The 14,825-nt window shown below is 66.7% G+C and carries 14 protein-coding genes; 2 read left to right on the plus strand and 12 right to left on the minus strand.

Annotated features, from left to right (window positions below; translation table 11 throughout):
* Window positions 1-13 precede the first annotated feature (13 nt).
* The 6 genes from HTY51_RS13885 to HTY51_RS13910 all read right to left on the minus strand — a co-directional run bounded on the left by HTY51_RS13885 (window position 14) and on the right by HTY51_RS13910 (window position 4,958).
* The gene (locus HTY51_RS13885; protein WP_254606893.1) at window positions 14-943 is read right to left on the minus strand and encodes a zinc-ribbon and DUF3426 domain-containing protein; all 930 of its coding nucleotides are present in this window, start codon (window positions 941-943) and stop codon (window positions 14-16) included.
* 68 nt (window positions 944-1,011) lie between these two features.
* The gene (gene prmA / locus HTY51_RS13890) at window positions 1,012-1,896 is read right to left on the minus strand and encodes a 50S ribosomal protein L11 methyltransferase (protein ID WP_174253273.1); all 885 of its coding nucleotides are present in this window, start codon (window positions 1,894-1,896) and stop codon (window positions 1,012-1,014) included.
* A 2-nt stretch (window positions 1,897-1,898) separates the two neighbouring features.
* Window positions 1,899-3,248: an acetyl-CoA carboxylase biotin carboxylase subunit gene (accC, locus tag HTY51_RS13895; protein ID WP_174253274.1), complete on the minus strand. Its 1,350-nt coding sequence runs from the start codon at window positions 3,246-3,248 to the stop codon at window positions 1,899-1,901.
* Between the two features lie 12 nt (window positions 3,249-3,260).
* Window positions 3,261-3,722 carry an acetyl-CoA carboxylase biotin carboxyl carrier protein gene (accB, locus tag HTY51_RS13900; protein ID WP_174253275.1) on the minus strand — a complete coding sequence of 154 codons (462 nt, stop codon included), beginning with the start codon at window positions 3,720-3,722 and terminating at the stop codon, window positions 3,261-3,263.
* Window positions 3,723-3,849: 127 nt separating this feature from the next.
* Window positions 3,850-4,395, minus strand: coding sequence for a TlpA disulfide reductase family protein (locus HTY51_RS13905; RefSeq protein WP_254606894.1), 546 nt, complete (start codon window positions 4,393-4,395; stop codon window positions 3,850-3,852).
* An 8-nt stretch (window positions 4,396-4,403) separates the two neighbouring features.
* Window positions 4,404-4,958 (minus strand): hypothetical protein, encoded by a 555-nt coding sequence (locus tag HTY51_RS13910; protein WP_371733873.1) that lies wholly within the window; start codon window positions 4,956-4,958, stop codon window positions 4,404-4,406.
* 96 nt (window positions 4,959-5,054) lie between these two features.
* Here HTY51_RS13910 and mpl point away from each other — a divergent pair, with 96 nt between their 5' ends.
* Entirely contained in the window at window positions 5,055-6,443 is a 1,389-nt protein-coding gene (gene mpl, locus HTY51_RS13915; RefSeq protein WP_174253278.1) for a UDP-N-acetylmuramate:L-alanyl-gamma-D-glutamyl-meso-diaminopimelate ligase, read from the plus strand.
* A 109-nt stretch (window positions 6,444-6,552) separates the two neighbouring features.
* Here the strand turns inward: mpl and HTY51_RS13920 are convergent, their stop codons facing one another.
* The 6 genes from HTY51_RS13920 to HTY51_RS13945 form a co-directional block, all read right to left on the minus strand.
* Window positions 6,553-7,677, minus strand: coding sequence for a 3-deoxy-7-phosphoheptulonate synthase (locus HTY51_RS13920; RefSeq protein ID WP_174253279.1), 1,125 nt, complete (start codon window positions 7,675-7,677; stop codon window positions 6,553-6,555).
* A gap of 220 nt (window positions 7,678-7,897) precedes the next feature.
* On the minus strand, window positions 7,898-9,358 hold the full coding sequence (gene tldD, locus HTY51_RS13925) for a metalloprotease TldD (RefSeq protein WP_174253280.1): 1,461 nt from the start codon (window positions 9,356-9,358) through the stop codon (window positions 7,898-7,900).
* 43 nt (window positions 9,359-9,401) lie between these two features.
* Window positions 9,402-10,292, minus strand: coding sequence for an NAD(P)-dependent oxidoreductase (locus HTY51_RS13930; protein WP_254606895.1), 891 nt, complete (start codon window positions 10,290-10,292; stop codon window positions 9,402-9,404).
* Window positions 10,293-10,350: 58 nt separating this feature from the next.
* A complete protein-coding gene (rodA, locus tag HTY51_RS13935; protein ID WP_174253281.1) occupies window positions 10,351-11,505 on the minus strand; it encodes a rod shape-determining protein RodA in 1,155 nt (384 codons plus the stop codon).
* Between the two features lie 38 nt (window positions 11,506-11,543).
* A complete protein-coding gene (locus tag HTY51_RS13940) occupies window positions 11,544-13,370 on the minus strand; it encodes an ATP-binding protein (RefSeq protein ID WP_174253282.1) in 1,827 nt (608 codons plus the stop codon).
* Window positions 13,371-13,373: 3 nt separating this feature from the next.
* Window positions 13,374-14,078 carry a response regulator transcription factor gene (locus HTY51_RS13945; protein ID WP_174253283.1) on the minus strand — a complete coding sequence of 235 codons (705 nt, stop codon included), beginning with the start codon at window positions 14,076-14,078 and terminating at the stop codon, window positions 13,374-13,376.
* A gap of 139 nt (window positions 14,079-14,217) precedes the next feature.
* Here HTY51_RS13945 and HTY51_RS13950 point away from each other — a divergent pair, with 139 nt between their 5' ends.
* On the plus strand, window positions 14,218-14,805 hold the full coding sequence (locus tag HTY51_RS13950; protein ID WP_174254293.1) for a YqiA/YcfP family alpha/beta fold hydrolase: 588 nt from the start codon (window positions 14,218-14,220) through the stop codon (window positions 14,803-14,805).
* Window positions 14,806-14,825: the final 20 nt, after the last annotated feature.

The raw sequence follows: 14,825 nt of genomic DNA on the forward strand, positions 1-14,825 counted from the left end.
GTTCTTGAGAAAGTCAGGGATAAAAAGCGAGCAGGCGGTAGCCCGCCACACGCTCGCCGTTGCCATTGGTCTTGATGGTCAGGATCAGCGTGGCCTGGGCCTCGGAGGCCGCCGGGATCACACCGGACTTCACGCCCAGTTCGGCCGGCTGCAACACGCGCCGCATGAGCGCATGGTCCAGCGTATCGGTCAGCGCCAGTTCGACAGCCGGCATGGCCAGGTCGATGGGGGCATTGTTCTTGAGGGTCAGGCTGAGCCGGTACAGGTCGCCCTTGATCTTGCTGAAGGCCGAGCTGTCGATCACCACCGACTCGATCTGCCGCAGCGGCTCGATCTCACACCCCAGCAGCAGGCAGACCTCTTCGATCAGCGGTTTGAGGCCGGGCTCGACCGCCGCCAGACGGTCGCGTTCATGCACCAGCAACTGCAGTGCCAGCCCCAGCACCAGCAGCAAACACATCACCAGCAAGGTGGCACGCACCAGCGGACGATGCCAGCGCGAGGCCCGGGGTCGGGTGCGCATGAAGGACAGCTCCGGGGCCGCCGCTTTCACCGGCTCGGCCTCGCCCGAAAACCGGGGCTCGGCCCGCTCCCCCGTCAAACCATAGGCCGATCCATCCGGCAGCAGGCCCGCACTGGCCACGGCCGGCTCCAGCAGCGTACCCCCCTGCGGCTCCTTCAATTCGATGTCCACGTCGGCAGCAAGATCCGGTACCGACTTCCGTGCCGCCGGGTTCACGGTCGCGCCGGCATCGGAGGCCATGGCCTGGGCCAGTGCGCCTTCGAAGGGAACGGTGTCCGGTCCTGTTGCGCCAGCAGGCGGGCTGTCCTCCTGTGCCACGGCTTCCTGCATATGGGCGGCGGCGTCGAAGATTTCCTCGCACTTGCCGCAGCGGACCCAACCCTCGGAGATGCGCAACTGGTCGGGAACGACCTTGAACATCGTCCGGCAGGCAGGGCAGCGTGTGATCAGGCTCATGTCCGTGCGATTGTAGAGCCCGACCGGGCCCTTCAGAACGCGGCGGTCATCAGCACCCAGCCGTCCTCGCGGTCGCTCACGACCAGCTGGCCGTAGGGCGCATAAGCCTCTTGCAGCTCCTGCGACTGCCGCTCCAGGATGCCGGCCAGCACCAGGGCACCGCCGGGGGCCACCCGTGAGCACAGCAGCGGCGCCAGCACCTTGAGTGGCGTGGCCAGGATGTTGGCCAGCACGGTCTGGTACTGGCCCTGGACCAGCTCCGGCAGGCCGGCGTGCAGCATCACGCCATTGGCTTCGGCATTCAGGCGTGTGGCATCCACGGCCGCCTCGTCGATGTCGACGGCGTCGATGTCACGGGCACCGAACTTGGCCGCACCGATGGCCAGGATGCCCGATCCGCAGCCGTAGTCCAGTACGCGGCCCAGGCCCTGGGTGCCGTGGCGCGCGATCCAGCGCAGGCACATGCGCGTGGTCGGATGGGTACCGGTGCCGAAGGCCAGGCCGGGATCGAGCCGGATGATGGTCCTGGCTTGCGCGGGCGGCTCGTGCCAGGTCGGCACGATCCAGAACTCGGGGGTGATGTCCACCGGCGCGAACTGCGCCTGCGTCAGGCGCACCCAGTCCTGCTCGGGCACCTCGGCCACACCCAGCAGGCGGCAATCGGTGAAGAAATCCTGGGCCTGCAACAAGACCGCAGCCTCGTCAGCTGCCGCGCGCGTGGGGAACAGGGCCAGCACGCGCGAGCGTTGCCAGCCCTCGGCCGGTGGCGGCATGCCGGGCTCGCCGAACAGGGCCTGCTCGGCCTCGGTCTGGGCATCGGCGTCCTCGACACTGACACTCAGGGCATCGAGCGCATCGAGCGCATCCCCCAGCACCTCAACGCGGTCCTGGGGGCAGAGCAGCCTCAGCTCATGCATGCTCAGCGCTTGTGATGCCGCATCCACTCTTCGAGGTAGTGGATGTTGGTGCCGCCTGTCATGAACTTGGCATCGGCCATCAGTTCGCGATGCAGCGGGATGTTGGTGCTGATGCCCTCGACCAGGGTCTCGGCCAGGGCCGTGCTCATGCGGGCCATGGCCTGCTCGCGCGTATCCCCGTGCGTGATGATCTTGCCGACCATGGAGTCGTAGTTCGGCGGCACGAAATAGTTCGTGTAGACGTGCGAGTCGACGCGCACACCCGGGCCGCCCGGTGCGTGCCACATGGTGATGCGGCCTGGCGAGGGCGTGAACTTGTAGGGATCTTCGGCGTTGATGCGGCACTCGATGGCGTGGCCGCGGATCACGATGTCCTTCTGGGTGAAGGGCAACCTCTCGCCGGCCGCCACCATGATCTGCGTCTTCACGATGTCCACGCCGGTGATCATCTCGGTCACCGGGTGCTCGACCTGCACCCGCGTGTTCATCTCGATGAAGTAGAACTCGCCGTTCTCGTAAAGGAACTCGAAGGTGCCCGCACCACGGTAGCCGATCTTCTTGCAGGCGGCGACGCAGCGCTCGCCCACCTTCTCGATCAGCTTGCGCGGAATACCGGGCGCCGGCGCTTCCTCGATGATCTTCTGGTGACGCCGCTGCATGGAGCAGTCGCGCTCACCCAGGTAGACGGCGTTCTTGTGCTTGTCGGCCAGGATCTGGATCTCCACATGGCGCGGGTTCTCCAGGAACTTCTCCATGTAGACAGCCGGGTTGTTGAAGGCGGCACCCGCCTCGCTCTTGGTCATCTGCACCGCATTGACCAGCGCCGCCTCGGTATGCACCACGCGCATGCCGCGCCCGCCACCACCGCCGGCGGCCTTGATGATGACCGGGTAGCCCACGGACTTGGCGATGCGCTTGATCTGGGCCGGATCGTCGGGCAGTTCACCTTCCGAACCCGGCACGCAGGGCACACCCGCCTTGATCATGGCCTGCTTGGCCGAGACCTTGTCGCCCATGATGCGGATGGACTCGGGCGTCGGGCCGATGAACTGGAAGCCGCTTTGCTCCACGCGTTCGGCGAAATTGGCGTTCTCGCTGAGGAAACCGTAACCGGGGTGGATGGCCTCGGCATCGGTGACCTCGGCGGCCGAGATGATGGCCGGCATGCTGAGGTAACTCTGGCCGGACGGCGCCGGGCCGATGCAGACGGCTTCTTCAGCCAGCTTGACGTACTTGGCTTCGCGGTCGGCCTCGGAGTAGACCATCACCGCCTTGATGCCCAGCTCGCGGCAGGCGCGCTGGATGCGCAGAGCGATCTCTCCGCGGTTGGCCACCAGGATCTTCTTGAACATGGGGTGGCAGCCTTATTCGATGATGAACAGGGGCTGTCCGTATTCCACGGCCTGGCCGTTCTCACACAGGATCTGCGTGATGGTGCCGGCCTTGTCGGCTTCGATCTCGTTGAGGATCTTCATGGCCTCGATGATGCAGATCGTCTCACCCTGCTTGACGGCCTGCCCCACTTCCACGAAGGCCTTGGCGCCGGGCGAGGCCGAGCGGTAGAAGGTGCCGACCATGGGCGACTTGACGGCATGACCACTGTCCACCGGGGCCGCAACAGCCGGGGCCGCAGCCACCGGGGCAGCCGGTGCCGGCGCAGCGGCGGGGGCGGGCATGGCCTGGGCAACCGGCATCTGATAGGCCTGGACCATGGCAGGACCGCCCTTGACGATGCGCACCTTGCCTTCGGCCTCGGTGATTTCCAGTTCCGACACGTTCGAATCAGACACCAGATCGATCAGGGTCTTGAGTTTTCGCAAATCCATGGGATCTCCAACGTCGTTATTCCATATTGCTCCAATTTAGAACAATTGGCAGCAATTTCCAGCCATCTACGGCGAACTCTAAGCTCCCGTTCGCAGGCCGGGCGCCATCATAAGCGATCCTGGGATCTTATTTGAGCTCGCGCCAAAGCGCCAGATCACGCTCACTGAGCTTGCCGATTTTACGATTCAGAATGGATCCATCAGCTCCAACCAGCACCGTGAAGGGCAAACCGCCGGCCTGATTGCCCAGACTCTTGCTCAAGGCCAGCCCCTCCATGCCCGCCAGCACAACCGGGAAAGCCAGCGGTTGGCGGGCCAGGAAAGCCTGTACCGGCGCAAGCTTGTCGACCGCAATTCCGACAACTTGCCAGCCTTTTGAGCTGTTTTCCTGGAAAAAGCTGTTCAATAAAGGCAGCTCCTCGACACAAGGCGGGCACCAGGTGGCCCAGAAATTGATCATCAGGGGACGCCCGCGCAGGCTGCTCAGCGCCAGCCGTGTCCCGGCCGGCGTGTCGAATTCCAGTGTCCAGAGCTGCTGGGCCACCGCCTCATCCAGAGGCGCGGGGGTGTAGCGCCACCAAGCCAGGCCCGCGCCCGCCAAGCCCGCCACGGCGGCGGCCACGGCATAAAGCGCGCGGCGGCGTTTCGGGGAACTGTTTTCTTCTGGTGTCAAAAGATGCCTCAATGGTTTTCAAGTTGATCCAAGATCCGGCGAACTGCCGCCAAATCACCACGTGGCGTGCGGTTCTTGTTGTCCCGCAGCAGGGCGCCGCGCAGGTCGTCCAGGTCGTGGACCATCAAATGTACCCCGATCGTTTCACCCAGCTCCCGGCTGGGGGCATGGAAACTCAGGGCCTCCACCGGTTCGCGGTGCAAGCCCGCCACGGTCCGGGGTTCGTAGGCGACCCCCTGGTCGATCAGTTCGATCTCGGCCGACTTCTCGTCTTCGCAGAACAGCTGGATATAGATATCGGACAGGCGCGTGGCCGTGCCATGCCAGACCGCCCCGCTCAGATGCGGCCGGAAGCGCTCCAGCCGCTCCATCCAGAACAGGGCCAGGCGGCGCAGGGCCTGCAGTTCAGCCGGCTGGGTATCGGCGCAAAAGACGGCGATGTACTCGCGCACCGCATCCTCGACCTCCTCATTGCCCGGCAAGGGGGTGCGCGGCGGCAGGCCGAGCTGGCGCACGGCGCGGCGTTTGGCCGGGCCGTACTCCAGACCTTCTTCCACCACCATCTGGGCCGCTGTGGCGGCAATTTCCTGCGTGTTCACGGCCGCCATTCTGCTCCTGCCGGCCACAGGCCTGCCTGAGGCTACCCCTAGAATCGCCCGATGCATATTCATATCCTCGGCATCTGCGGCACCTTCATGGGAGGGCTGGCCGCCCTCGCCCGCGAGGCGGGCCACAAGGTCACTGGCTGCGATGCCGGCGTCTACCCGCCCATGAGCGACCAGCTGCGCGCCCTGGGCATCGAGTTGATCGAAGGTTATGAGGCCGGACAGATGGCCCTGAAGCCCGACATGTATGTGATCGGCAACGTGGTCAGCCGCGCCCGCGCCGCCGACGGCAGCCCGAAGTTCCCGCTGATGGAAGCCATCCTGGAGGCCGGCGCCCCCTACAACAGCGGCCCGCAGTGGCTGGCCGAGCACGTGCTGCAGGGCCGCCATGTGCTGGCGGTGGCCGGCACCCACGGCAAGACAACCACCACCTCCATGCTGGCCTGGATCCTGGAGGCGGCGGGCCGCCAGCCCGGTTTCCTGGTCGGGGGGGTGCCGATGAACTTCGGCATCTCGGCGCGTTTAGGCACCGCACCAGGGCAAGGCCGTCCGCTCTTTGTGATCGAAGCCGACGAGTACGACACCGCTTTCTTCGACAAGCGCAGCAAGTTCGTGCACTATCGCCCGCGCACGGCCATCCTGAACAACCTGGAGTTCGACCACGCCGACATCTTCGACGACCTGGCCGCCATCGAGCGCCAGTTCCACCACCTGGTGCGCACGGTCCCGGCTTCGGGCCGCGTCGTGGTCAACGGGTTGGAGGAAAGCCTGACGCGTGTGCTGCACGCCGGCTGCTGGAGCGAGGTGCGCAGCTTCGGAGCAGCGGTCAGCGATTTCAGCGCGCGCGGCGAGCCGCATGATTTCGAGGTACTGCAGCAGGGCCGGCCCCTGGCCCGCGTGCAGTGGGCGCTGAGCGGCGTGCACAACCAGCTCAACGCGCTGGCCGCCATTGCCGCGGCCGAACACGTGGGTGTGGCGCCCGAGGTGGCGGCACATGCGCTGGCCGACTTCCAGAACGTCAAACGCCGCATGGAAGTGCGCGGCACGGCGAACGGCATCACCGTCTACGACGACTTCGCCCACCATCCCACGGCCATCCGCACCACCGTGGACGGCCTGCGCCGCAAGGTCGGGCCGCAGGCGCGCATCCTGGCCGTTTTCGAGCCGCGCAGCAACACCATGAAGCTGGGCACCATGAAGGCCCAGCTGCCCTGGAGCCTGGAGGACGCCACCCTGGCTTTCTGCCACAGCGGTGGGCTGGGCTGGGACGCGCGTGAGGCGCTGGCCCCCATGGGCGTACGCGCGCAGGTGGCCGACAACATCGATGAACTGGTACACCAGGTGGTCGCCGCGGCCCGGCCGGGCGACCACATCCTGTGCATGAGCAATGGCGGCTTCGGTGGCGTGCACCAGAAGCTGCTGGACGCGCTAAGCCCGAGGTGATCAAGCCCAATTAAGCGGGGACACCGCGGAACCGGCTTTGCCGGGCCGCTGGTGTCGCCCCTTGAGGGGATGGCGGAGCGACACGCAGTGCGCGCAGCCTGGGGGAGCTTTATCCCCGCCGCGCCTTGACCGCGTCGGACAGCACCTGCAGGGCCTGGATGGAATCGTCCCAGCCCAGGCAGGCGTCGGTGATGCTCTTGCCGTATTCCAACTGGCTCGCATCGTCCTTGCCGGGCGTGAACTTCTGCGCGCCGGCGTTCAGATGGCTTTCCACCATCACGCCAAAGATGCTGCGGGAACCGCCAGCGATCTGACCGCCGATGTCGCGCGCCACCTCCAGCTGCTTTTCGTGCTGCTTGCTGCTGTTGGCGTGGCTGCAGTCCACCATCAGCGTGGCGGGCAGCTTGGCGGCCTCCAGCTCCTTGCAGGATGCGGCCACGCTGGCCGCGTCGTAGTTCGGGGCCTTGCCGCCACGCAGGATCACGTGGCAGTCCTTGTTGCCATTGGTCTGCACGATGGCAACCTTGCCGTTCTTGTGCACCGACAGGAAGTGGTGGCCGCGTGCCGCCGCCTGGATGGCGTCGGTGGCGATGCGGATGTTGCCGTCGGTACCGTTCTTGAAGCCGATCGGTGCCGACAGGCCCGAGGCCAGTTCGCGGTGCACCTGGCTTTCCGTGGTGCGCGCGCCGATGGCGCCCCAGGAGATCAGGTCACCGATGTACTGCGGCGAGATCACGTCCAGGAATTCGCTGCCCGCGGGCAAACCCAGGCGGTTGATCTCGATCAGCAGCTGGCGCGCAATGCGCAGGCCCTCGTCGATGCGGTAGCTCTCATCGAGGTAGGGATCGTTGATCAGGCCCTTCCAGCCCACCGTGGTGCGCGGCTTCTCGAAGTAGACGCGCATCACGATTTCCAGCGTGTCCTTGTACTTCTCGCGCTGCGCCTTCAGGCGGCGCGCGTACTCCACGGCGGCGGCCGGGTCGTGGATGGAGCAGGGGCCGATGATGACCAGCAGGCGGTCGTCCTTGCCGGCCATGATGTTGTGGATGGTGTGGCGCGTGTGGGAGATCAGGCTCTCCACGGGCGTGCCGCTGATGGGGAAGAAACGGATGAGATGTTCGGGCGGGGGCAACACGGTGATGTCCTTGATGCGTTGATCGTCGGTGCGGCTGGTCTTGTCACCGGGATGCGCATACCAGGCGTCGGTGCTGGTGGGTTGGGCTTGGGCCGTCATCGTCTTGCTCCTTCTGCTCGGTTGATAGGTGTTCAGGTCAAAAAAAAACCGCCGGCAGGGCCGGCGGTTTTTGGAATTCGGTACGTTTCTTCAGGGTACGTTCAGAACTCTCTTCCGCCGGCGGCGCTTGAGAACCAAAAGTAGCCAAAAAAGTAGGAACGGGTCGAAACCATGGCGTTCAATATAGCACAGGAAATGGCGGGGCCCGCCGCAGCCGGTCTCAGGCCGTTCCCCCGACCGTCAGGCCCTCGATGCGCAGCGTGGGCTGGCCCACGCCGACCGGCACGCTCTGGCCTTCCTTGCCGCAGGTGCCCACGCCGCTGTCCAGGCGCATGTCGTTGCCGATCATGGTCACCCGGGTCAGCGCGTCGGGCCCGTTGCCCACCAGGGTGGCGCCCTTGACAGGGTACTGGATCTTGCCCTTCTCGACCCAGTAGGCTTCGCTGGCCGAGAACACGAACTTGCCCGAGGTGATGTCCACCTGGCCGCCGCCGAAGTTGGGAGCGTACAGGCCGCGTTCGATGCTGGCCACGATCTCTTCGGGCGCCTTGTCGCCGCCCAGCATGTAGGTGTTGGTCATGCGCGGCATGGGCACATGGGCATAACTCTCGCGCCGGCCGTTGCCCGTGGGGCGGACCTTCATCAGGCGTGCGTTCAGGGAATCCTGGATGTAACCTTTGAGGATGCCGTCCTCGATCAGCACATTGCGCTGGGTCGGGTTGCCCTCGTCGTCGACGTTGAGCGAGCCACGGCGGTCGGCAATGGTGCCATCGTCCAGCACGGTCACGCCCTTGGCAGCCACACGCTGACCGATGCGGCCGGCAAAGGCACTGGAGCCCTTGCGGTTGAAGTCGCCTTCCAGGCCGTGGCCGATGGCCTCGTGCAGCAACACGCCGGGCCAGCCAGGGCCGAGCACCACGGTCATGTCGCCGGCCGGGGCCGGGCGCGACTCGAGGTTGGTCAGCGCCGCGCTCACGGCCTCGTTCACGTACTGGTGGATCATGGCCTCGTCGAAATAGGCCAGGCCGAAACGGCCTCCGCCACCCGAAGAACCCATCTCGCGCCGGCCAGCCTGCTCGGCGATCACCGTCACGCTCAGGCGCACCAGCGGACGCACGTCGGCCGCCAGCGTGCCGTCGGCACGGGCCACCAGCACCACGTCGTATTCACCGGCCAGACCGGCCATGACCTGCGCCACGCGCGGATCCTTGGCGCGTGCCAGCTTCTCCACCTTCTCCAGCAGCGCCACCTTGGCCGTGCTGTCCAGCGTGGCGATGGGATCGGTGCCGGGATAAAGCGAACGCGAGCCGGCGATCTTCTGCGCCGCCGCCTTCACGCGCCCCGACTGGCCGGCGCTGGCGATGGTGCGCACGGTACGCGCGGCGTCGAGCAGAGAGGCCTCGGAGATGTCGTCCGAATAGGCGAAGGCGGTCTTCTCGCCGCTGACGGCGCGCACACCCACGCCCTGGTCGATGCTGAAGGAGCCGGTCTTGACGATGCCTTCTTCCAGGCTCCAGCCCTCGCTGCGCGTGTACTGGAAGTAGAGGTCGGCGTCGTCCACCTTGTGCGCGCGGATCTCGGACAGGGCGCGCAGCAGGTGCGACTCGTCCAGGCCGAAGGGGGTGAGCAGCAGCTCACGGGCGATCGCCAGTCGCTCCAGGGTGGGTTCGCGTGAAATCATGGGTTCATTGTAGGACGGGCCCATGTCCGTTGCAGCCTAGGGACTAGGACGGGTCTTCCAGCCAGCGCAGCAGGGCCGCGTCGTCCAGGTCGGCCAGGCCGGCGGCGCTGGCGCGGGCAAAGACCTGCGCCGCCGCAGCGCCCAGCGGCCCGCTGTAACCGGCCGCCTGCGCGGCCTGCAGGGCCAGGCGCGTGTCCTTCTCCAGCAGGGTCATGTGGGCGCGCGGGACATAGTCGCCGGCGATGGCCCGGCGCATGCGGTCCGAACCGATCCAGCTCTGCCCGCTGGACTGCTCGATCACGTCCAGCGTGCGTCCCAGGTCCAGACCCATGGCGCGCGCCATGGCCAGCACCTCGGCGGCGGCCACCAGGTTGATGCCGGCCGCCAGGTTGTTGACCAGTTTGGTGCGGGCGCCATCGCCCACCCGCTCGCTGATGCGGAAGATGCGCGAGGACAGCGCGCCCAGCAGGGTCTCGTGCCGGGCGACCAGTGCGTCGGGGCCGGCCAGCATCAGGCTCATGCTGCCCTCGCGCGCCCGGGCCGGGCCACCGGACATGGGCGCGTCCAGCACCTCGAGGCCATGCCGGACCAGGCGCCCGGCCAGGCGTTCGGTGTCCTGCGGGGCGATGGTCGGGCACAACAGCACCATGCCCCCGGGTGGCATGACCCCGGCCAGGCCCTGGGGGCCGAACAGCACCTGCTCGCACTGCACGGCATCGACCACGCAGACGATCACCGCCGCACAGCCCAAGGCGGCCTGTGCCGGGCTGGCATGGGCCATGGCGCCCGCGGCCAGCAAGGTCACATGTTTCCGGGCATCGATGTCGTGCACCTGCACCGGCCAGCCCAGCTTGAGCAGGCGTGCCGCCATGGCGCCGCCCATATTGCCGACGCCCACCACGGCCACGGGGTAGGGCGCCGCCGGGCGCGTCACTGAAATACCTCCGTGCTGTGCACTGCGGTGCGAGCGCCTGCTGGCGGCCGGGCGGCGCTCATGACTGGATCAGGCGCTTGGACTTGGCGATGGACATGAGCATGCCCAGGCCCAGGCCCAGCGTGACCATGGCGGTGCCGCCATAGCTGATGAAAGGCAGGGGCACGCCCACCACGGGCAGGATGCCGCTGACCATGCCCATGTTGACGAAGGCATAGGTGAAAAAGATGGTGGTGATGGCACCGGCCAGCAGGCGGGCGAACAGCGTGGGGGCCTCCAGCGCAATAGCCAGGCTGCGCAGCACCAGGAAGAGGAAGGCGCCCAGCAGGACCAGGTTGCCCAGCAGGCCGAACTCCTCGGAATAGGCCGCGAAGATGAAGTCGGTGGTGCGCTCGGGGATGAACTCCAGGTGGGTCTGCGTGCCCTGCATATAACCCTTGCCCAGCACACCGCCCGAGCCGATGGCGATCATGCCCTGGATGATGTGGAAACCCTTGCCCAGCGGATCGCGCCAGGGATCGAGCAGGGTGCAGATGCGCTGTTGCTGGTAGTCGTGCAACAGCGGCCAGCGCACACCCGTGGCGCACAGGTCGGATTCGAAGATGATCAGCAGCAGTACGGCCAGCAGGCCCAGCAGCACGGGCGGCACGATCAGCTTCCAGCTCAGGCCGGCAAAGAAGATCACCGAGACGCCGGCGGCCAGCACCAGCAGGGCCGTGCCCAGGTCGGGCTGTTTCATGATCAGTGCCACCGGCAGCAGCAGCAGGGCGCCGGCCACCAGGAAGTCCAGCGGGCGCAACTGGCCTTCACGCTTCTGGAACCACCAGGCCAGCATCAGCGGCACGGCGATCTTCAGGATCTCGCTGGGCTGGATCACCACGCCCACGTTGATCCAGCGCCTGGCGCCTTTTTTGGTGATGCCAAAGATGGCAACCGCGATCAGCAGGGTCACGCCCAGCACATACAGGGGGACGGCAAAACTCATCAGGCGCTGCGGCGGCACCTGGGCCACCACGAACATGATGAAACCGGCAATCAGCATGTTGCGCCCATGGTCCATGAAACGCGTGCCGTGGTCGTAACCCGAGGAGTACATGGTCAGCAGGCCGATGCCGGCCAGCATGAAGACCGCAAAAGCCAGCGGCCCGTCGAAGCCCTGGAACCAGGGCATGGCGCGCTGCATCAGGGAGGGGCGTTCGAAGGTGACCAGCATGGCCTGCATTATCCCGCCAATGCGGTGTCCAGCTGGCGTTAGACGATCAGGATTTCCACCACCGTGCGCCCCGGCTCGCTGCTGAGCTCCAGCACCACCCCGATGGCGGCGGCGCGTTCGCGCAGGGAGGCCAGGCCCTTGCGCTGCACCCGCTCGGGGTCGAAACCGCGGCCGTTGTCGATCACCCGCAGCCGGGCGCCGCCACCCGGGCAAGCGCGCAACTCGATGCGCAGCTCGCTGGCCTGGGCATGCTGCAGCACATTGGACAGGGCCTCGAAGACCATGAACTGCAGCTGGCGCATGGCCTTGCCGTCCAGGCGCGCCAGCGGCGGCAACAGGTCCACGTCCCAGGCCAGGGCGATGTCAGAGGCCTTGAAACGTGGCTCCAGCCGGTAGCGCAGATTGGCCAGCAGGGTGGTCAGGTCGCCCGGGGGCAGGTTCATGGCATCGATGGACAGCTTGAGCTGGTCCAGCGAGTCGCGCAGGGTCTGCAACAGGTCGTCGCTGCTGGCCTTGCCCGACTGCAGCTGGCGGATGGCCGCGCTGATGTGCGAGCCCACGCCGTCGTGCATGTCGCGCAGGATGCGGGTGCGCTCGGCCGCACGCTCCTGTTCGCGCGCCAGCTGCTCGAGCTGCTGGTAGCTGGCCGCCAGCGCCCGCTCCTTCTCCTGCACCTTGGCCGCCATGTTGTCCATCAGGTCGCGTGCCTGGGCGCTGGCTTCGCGAAAGCGCGTGATGACGATGTACCCCAGGGCCAGGCCGAACAACACCGAGGAATAGCGCATCCAGGAGATCTCGCTGAAATTGCTGCTGGCCCGGATCACCAGCCAGTCACGAAAGCCGACCAGCACATTGAACACGCCGGCGGCGGCCACCAGCACATGCTCGGTGGTCGGTCGGCGCAGGGACCCCCAGAAATAGACAGCGGCATAAGCGATGAAAAGGAAGGTGGCAAAGCCATACCAGCCGGTCAGGTAGGCATCGTTGTGGCGGGTGTAGGCCAGCCAGGCCGCCGGGGCGGCCGTCAGCATCAGCGCCCACACCACACCGCGCACCCAGCGCATGGAGGCATGCCGATGCCAGCCCGCGACGTAATGGCAGAACAGGGCGGAGCCGCAGAACCAGCCGGCGTAGGCCAGGGTCTGCAGCACCCCCCACCAGGGCCAGGCCAGCGGCGGGTCGGTCAGGGCCGTGTCGGACAGGCGCAGCATCCAGCACATCTCGGCAATGCCGGCGCTCAGGTACAGGCCGACGCGCCGCGGCCGGGCCCCCGGGGCCGATTCGACCTGGGTCACCCACAGCAGCAGGGCGATCACCCCCACCACCAGGCTGAAAACCGACACCGCGATCGAGCCGTTGACCAGCCAGCGGTAGACCGAGTGGTAATGCTCGCGCACCTCGACCTCGGGCCCCACCAGCATGCTGGACAGCCCGCCGCGCCTGCCGCCATCGGCGTGCACGATGATGCGGAACAGGTTGTCGCGCTGCAGCAGCTGGGCCGGGATCAGCACGTACTGCGGCGCCTTGGCGTAATCCTCGCGATTGGGCCGGTTCAGGTCGCCAAAACGCGAGAGCAGGATGCCGTTGAGCCAGATCTCGGCGCGATTGCCCACCCGCGAGAAATACACGGCATAGGGTTCGGCGGGCGGTTGCAGCAGCTGCAACGGAATTTCGAACACCGCCGCCCCCGACTGGCCACCGTGCTGGCGGTCCCAGTTGTAGGGCAGGCTGGTCTCGCCCTCCAGCAGGTCACCGGCGACCACCGTGCTCACCTGCGCGCGGCGCAGTTCCAGCAGCTCCGCCTGCGCCAGCGGCAGCAGGCCGCACAGCAGCAAGAACCCTCCCAGCCTGCGCAGCAGCCTCATGCCTCAGCCCCTCGGTGGCAACAGGCCCAGGCGCGAGGCCTCGAAGACAGCCTCGTTCTTGGAATGCACCGAGAGCTTGGAGTACAGGTTCTTGATATGGGTCTGCACCGTGTGCACGCTGACCGACTGCAGGCGCGCAATCTCGGCATAGGAGAAACCGCGGGCGATCAGCATCAACACCTCGTGCTCGCGTGGCGACAGCAGCGGCGCCTCGGGCGACGGCCGGGCGGGCGCCGAAGGCTCGGGCACGGCCGGGACCTCGTCGGCACGGGGGCGCTTGCTGGCGTATTTGGACAGGACCTTGCGCGCGATCATGGGCGAGATCGGTGAAGCACCGTCCTTCATCTCCAGGATGGTCTGGGCGATGTCGTCCGGCGCCGAATCCTTGTGAATGTAGCCCAGGGCACCAGCCTCGATGCTGGCCAGCACGTTGTCCTCGTCGCCAAACAGCGAGATCACCAGCGGCTCGCAGCGCGGGTGCAGGCGCGTGGCGTGGCGGATGACCTCCAGGCCGCTGCCATCCGGCAGCCCCAGGTCGGTCAGCAGCACATCGACCATATTGGCATCGTTGTCCAGCCAGGCCCGGGCCTCGGCCACCGAGCCCACAGCGCCCACCAGTTGCAGGCCGGCGCAGCGCGAGACGCTGGCCGCGAAGAAATCCCGCATCTGCGCATCGTCTTCCACCACCAGCACGCGCCACACTTGCATAGTCCTGTCGACCTCTCACTCACGGTTCAGGCAGAGCATAGCCGCTACCGCCTGCCCTGCCCACGCCAGCCCCTCCCATGTTCATGGGAGGAGGTGCCATCCCTTACGATCTGTCGTGACTTTTGCATCCCACCGCCCCATGCCCATCACCCATCTGCTCTACCTGCACGGATTCCGCTCCTCCCCGCGCTCGACCAAGGCTCAGCTGGTGCAAGAGCGCATCGCGCAGCGGCACCCGGGCGTGACGCTCTGGTGTCCGCAGCTGCCGCCCTCGCCGCACGAGGCCATGGACAGGGTCATGCAGGGCATCGCCAACTGGCCGCGCAGGCGCATGGCGGTCATCGGTTCTTCCCTGGGCGGTTTTTATGCCAGCTGGGTGGCCGAACAGACCGGCTGCCGTGCCGCCGTGCTCAACCCGGCCGTGTTTGCGGCACGGGACCTGGCGACCCAGGTGGGCGTGCACCCGAGCTGGCACGAGCCGCAGGAGAGCTTCGAGTTCAAGGCCGCCTATGTGGACGAACTGCGCGCCCTGGCCGTGCCCGCCATCACGAACCCCGACCGTTATTACGCCCTGATCGCCAAGGGCGACGAGGTGCTGGACTGGCGGGAAATGAGCGCCCACTACCGGGGCGCACACATGCGACTGCTGGAAGGCAGCAACCACGCCATCACTGAATTTGCCGACCACCTCGATGAGGTGCTGGCCTTTCTCGATCTGGCCAGCTGAGGCTGCCAGCATTTGCTGGG

This window comes from Rhodoferax sp. BAB1, assembly GCF_013334205.1.
Taxonomy (GTDB): Bacteria; Pseudomonadota; Gammaproteobacteria; order Burkholderiales; family Burkholderiaceae_C; genus Hylemonella.

What these genes read in the sequence shown, in the direction of transcription:
- accC (WP_174253274.1), bottom strand. Translation starts at nt 3,248, where the DNA reads ATGTTCAAGAAGATCCTGGTGGCCAACCGCGGAGAGATCGCTCTGCGC.
- tldD (WP_174253280.1), bottom strand. Translation starts at nt 9,358, where the DNA reads ATGATTTCACGCGAACCCACCCTGGAGCGACTGGCGATCGCCCGTGAG.
- accB (WP_174253275.1), bottom strand. Translation starts at nt 3,722, where the DNA reads ATGGATTTGCGAAAACTCAAGACCCTGATCGATCTGGTGTCTGATTCG.
- HTY51_RS13910 (WP_371733873.1), bottom strand. Translation starts at nt 4,958, where the DNA reads ATGGTGGTGGAAGAAGGTCTGGAGTACGGCCCGGCCAAACGCCGCGCC.
- HTY51_RS13920 (WP_174253279.1), bottom strand. Translation starts at nt 7,677, where the DNA reads ATGACGGCCCAAGCCCAACCCACCAGCACCGACGCCTGGTATGCGCAT.
- rodA (WP_174253281.1), bottom strand. Translation starts at nt 11,505, where the DNA reads ATGCTGGTCACCTTCGAACGCCCCTCCCTGATGCAGCGCGCCATGCCC.
- HTY51_RS13940 (WP_174253282.1), bottom strand. Translation starts at nt 13,370, where the DNA reads ATGAGGCTGCTGCGCAGGCTGGGAGGGTTCTTGCTGCTGTGCGGCCTG.
- prmA (WP_174253273.1), bottom strand. Translation starts at nt 1,896, where the DNA reads ATGCATGAGCTGAGGCTGCTCTGCCCCCAGGACCGCGTTGAGGTGCTG.
- mpl (WP_174253278.1), top strand. Translation starts at nt 5,055, where the DNA reads ATGCATATTCATATCCTCGGCATCTGCGGCACCTTCATGGGAGGGCTG.
- HTY51_RS13885 (WP_254606893.1), bottom strand. Translation starts at nt 943, where the DNA reads ATGTTCAAGGTCGTTCCCGACCAGTTGCGCATCTCCGAGGGTTGGGTC.
- HTY51_RS13945 (WP_174253283.1), bottom strand. Translation starts at nt 14,078, where the DNA reads ATGCAAGTGTGGCGCGTGCTGGTGGTGGAAGACGATGCGCAGATGCGG.
- HTY51_RS13950 (WP_174254293.1), top strand. Translation starts at nt 14,218, where the DNA reads ATGCCCATCACCCATCTGCTCTACCTGCACGGATTCCGCTCCTCCCCG.